This is a genomic window from bacterium (assembly GCA_037131655.1).
GTDB lineage: Bacteria > Armatimonadota > Fimbriimonadia > Fimbriimonadales > JBAXQP01 > JBAXQP01.
Window position 1 is genome coordinate 1 of the sequence record JBAXQP010000258.1, and the last position, 3,895, is coordinate 3,895.

4 protein-coding genes are annotated in these 3,895 nt (G+C 47.6%); all 4 read right to left on the reverse strand.

Annotated features, from left to right (window positions below; all coding sequences use genetic code 11):
• Window positions 1-15: 15 nt before the first annotated feature.
• Window positions 16-393 carry an aspartate 1-decarboxylase gene (gene panD, locus WCO51_10730; GenBank protein ID MEI6513729.1) on the reverse strand — a complete coding sequence of 126 codons (378 nt, stop codon included), beginning with the start codon at window positions 391-393 and terminating at the stop codon, window positions 16-18.
• 2 nt (window positions 394-395) lie between these two features.
• The gene (gene ccsA, locus WCO51_10735) at window positions 396-2,789 is read right to left on the reverse strand and encodes a cytochrome c biogenesis protein CcsA (protein ID MEI6513730.1); all 2,394 of its coding nucleotides are present in this window, start codon (window positions 2,787-2,789) and stop codon (window positions 396-398) included.
• Between the two features lie 2 nt (window positions 2,790-2,791).
• Window positions 2,792-3,193, reverse strand: a complete 402-nt coding sequence (locus tag WCO51_10740; GenBank protein ID MEI6513731.1) for a cytochrome c maturation protein CcmE — start codon at window positions 3,191-3,193, stop codon at window positions 2,792-2,794.
• A gap of 27 nt (window positions 3,194-3,220) precedes the next feature.
• Window positions 3,221-3,895 (reverse strand): cytochrome c biogenesis protein (locus tag WCO51_10745; protein ID MEI6513732.1); only part of this gene is annotated, 675 nt, incomplete at its 5' end.

Here is a 3,895-nt window from a genome sequence, read left to right on the forward strand (position 1 = left end):
CAGTGACACCAATAACTAAACTTCTTTTAACTCGCGGTCCCAAGCTTCTAGGTATCGGACGAAGTGGTTGTTTTGGTCGACTAGGGCCATCTTGGGGGTGATGGGTTCGTCGGTTAGGGTGAAGGCGGCGATAATAAGGCGGTCGCCGGATTTACCTTTGATGGCGGCTGCGCCGTTTAGCCCGATCACACCACTGCCGGGTTCGCCAGGGATAACATAGGTCTCGAAACGCTCTCCGTTTTCGATATTCCAGACATGAACATGCTCACCGGGCAATAGGCCGACACAATCCAACAAATCACTGTCGACCTCAAGACTGCCTACATAATCGGCATTCGCATAAGTTATATGGGCATGATGTATTTTACTTTTCAACAACTGAACCAAGCGCATAGCTATAGTTTACCTTTATGCTGCCGCTTTTGTTTATGACCACTCGCAGGTATATTTTCTCCATATTTCCCTAACGCTATAAGGTCTAATGAGCGCCGTCTTACCGATACCAGCCCACCAACTAAGAGTAATAATGAACCTAACCAGACTAGAATGGTCATTGGTTTGTATCTTATCTCCAGTGGAATAATCCAGTTTGATGGGGTGGAATTACTCTCATTCGTTTCAGGATGCCCAGGCACGTTATATAATTCCAATAAGATCGCATGATTGTCGGCATCGATGCCAACTTGAGCCATTGCCCCGCCTTCCAGTTGTGCCGGTTGATTATTCTGACCATCGGTGCGCGGTTCCGCCGACTGCATGTGCCCCTGATAGCTCACCTCCAGCCGAGCGCCAACCCCCATTGCTGTCCCTTTGGAATGCTCCTGGGTATCATAGCCGATGAATTTCACGCTATAGGGACCCAATTGCCCTGTCTCCCCTTTTTTAAGATTAGCGCGTAAAGAATTATGATTTGCAGAAACCTGCTGGGGATTATCGCTTAAGGCAAAATAGAGGTCTTGAAAGAGTGACCATTTAATCCAAGGCGCCCTAACAACCATCGGCTGACCTTCTTCGTCAGCGCGGCTTTCGCTTTCATAAAAGAGCGGTTTAACTTCAGAGATTTTGCCGGATTTATCCTTCAGCTTCAAAACCACTCGATTGGTCTTCGCATTTATGTTTGAGCTCATTTTTGCAAAGCTGATGCTATAGCCAAATACGTCCTGCGGCTCACTGCCTTGTAAAGTCACCGTCTTCTTATTTTCACCCACTGTGGATACTATTAATCCCATCATCAACAACCCGACCCCAACGTGAGTGATGAAGCCGCCAGTGCTGATTTTGCTTACTTTCCATGTCTTGCGCATTCGGAAAATATTTGCCGCAACTGCAAAGAACAAAAGTGTCGTTACAATAAGAGGAATGAGATGCAGGAACCGTTCTCCTACCTGCGCATCGTTGCCAAGAGGGGGCATCCAAAGGAAAAGCGCAAAGACGGCAAAAAGGAAGGAGAGCATCCATGGTAGTAAAATACGATTTAGCAGTAACTCGCCTTTCATTCCTCGCCAACGCATCAATGGTCCAATTGCCATCAGCAGCGCTATTGGGATGATTACAATCGCTCCGGCTTTAAGATAGAACCCCTGTTCAATTTTCATCGGCTTGGCATGAAACAATATCTGGGCTAACGGAAGAAACGTGCCAACGCTAACAATTACGAGGGTGATTATAAGCCCAATAACCCCTGCAAAGATGGCTTTGTCTTTCGAAAGCGCATTCTCTACTTGATGAGTTCCGCTAACGGGCGAAGTCACGATTGCTTTTAGACGCCAGAAGGCGAAGCCGATTAATAAGGCCAACGAAAGATGGCAAAGCCACAGCAAGATTGAGATCGCGCCTTTGGCAAGGTCTGCTGCAAAGGCATGAACGGAAAGATTCGATAAGACTCCGCTGCGCGTGACGTAGGTCCCGTAAATAAATAGAATGAAAGGGATTCCGCCCAGCAATAGGTTCGCCCACCGCATTCGACCGCGAGCGATTTGCATATGTATCCCGTGAATTAATGCTGCACACGCTAGCCAAGGTAGTAGGCTGACATTCTCAACGGGGTCCCACGCCCAGAATCCGCCCCACCCGAGAGTCTCATAAGCCCAAAGCCCGCCGAGCACAATTCCTAGCCCCAATATCGCCATGGACCCAACCACCCAAGGCCGAACGTAGTAGACCCACTGGTCCCAATCTTTCCGCGATAGCGCGGCGATTGAATACGCAAAAAGGATCCCGAGCATCGCAAAGCCAATGAAGATGATGGGAGGATGGATAGCCATCCAATAATTTTCCAAGGCAGGGTTCATTCCCTGGCCGTTAATCGGTGAAGCCCAATCTGCAGGAAGGACTATCCCTTTAAGGGCAAGCTCTTTCTCTGCAATTACTCTTGTGGGTGTAAAAGGGCTTTGAAGGGCAAGAATTCCCAGAATACTCGCCAAAATAAGGCCGTAGACGATCATGAAATTCCGTTCATATCGCCCGAGCGAGCGAAGGGCAATCACTCCTAGAACGGCTGTAAAGAACGCCCACAGAAGAAAGCTACCTTCCTGCCCCGCCCAAACGGCTGAAATACGAAACAGAGGCGGAAGACTATTATCGCTATGGCTGAAAACATACCAAATGTCATAACGCCTGGTCGTAATGAGATAGATAAGAAAGGCCTGGACACCAACAGTCGCGATGGCGCTGATGGCAAATAGCCAACGCGCAACTTTCATAAGATTCGGAAGGACTTTGGCAAATACGTATAATGTTACCGAAGCCAAAGCCGTTGCAACACCAATTATAACCAGCGCATTACCCATTGTTATTTACTCTTTTCATCTGCAGAATAGCGGGAAGGGCACTTTGTTTGTATCTGAGTAGCTTCAAAGATGCCATTTTTGATGGAACCGACCACTACTACACGCGTGGCTTGATCGAAACTTTCAGGAATAGCCCCATGATAAATGACCGGTATGGCCTCATGGGTTTTAGGGTCTTCAATTATGAACCTAAGTTCTTGATTAATAAGATTACGCAACACGGATTTCTTATCTACATCTGCCTGAATGTGAATCGAACCATTTCCTTTTGAGGCTTTCGCTTGTGCGATCGTTCGGTAGGGACTTGAGTTTTTGACAAAGAGTAAACTTACAACAACCAGCAACCCTACTACCAATAAGACCGTAACAACAAGACCTGCTTTAATCTTCGCTTGATTTTTCATTGTTTATTAATCTTCCTTTCGAGTTCACTAATTTTTCGTTCCGTCCTCAGAAGATAAAGGAACACGCCGCACCACACGAGGAGCGACGGTAGCGCTACTGCTATTTTCCAATCCATCTATTTCCTCCAACTTCGCCTCAATGTTACCAGCGGCAACTTGAGTGCGAAAGATTCGAATACCAAGCCATATGTAACCAACTAACGCTGAGTAAAGCGTTACCTTATAAGGAATATCGAGTCCTCCGCGGTTCGTTAAAGTACCAACGGGATGGATCGAGCTGAACGCGGGTATTCTCGGCAGGATAAAAATCAAAAACGGCACAGTGGCAAGAGCAAACAGGGCATAAGCTCCCGAAACGCGACCCCGCTGTTCGCGATCGGAGATGCCTGATCTTAGGGCAAAGTAAGCGATATAAATCAGTAGTTGGGCCAAAACGGAGGTCTCGCGAGGGTCCCAATTCCATGCGCTGTTCCACGCTTGATAGGCAAAGATGGAGCCTGTAACCGTTGCCAGAACGCCAAATAGCATTCCCAATTCCAGAGCGGTCACTGATTTTCTATCATCTTCTGGGCGTCTGTGCGTTAAGTATTTAAAAGCAAAGAAAGCTCCTGCCGCAAACCATAGAACCATCACCATAGCCGCCGGCACATGGAAAATCACAATTCGCGAAACATTGCCCACACTTTCAGGCAACCCAAACCC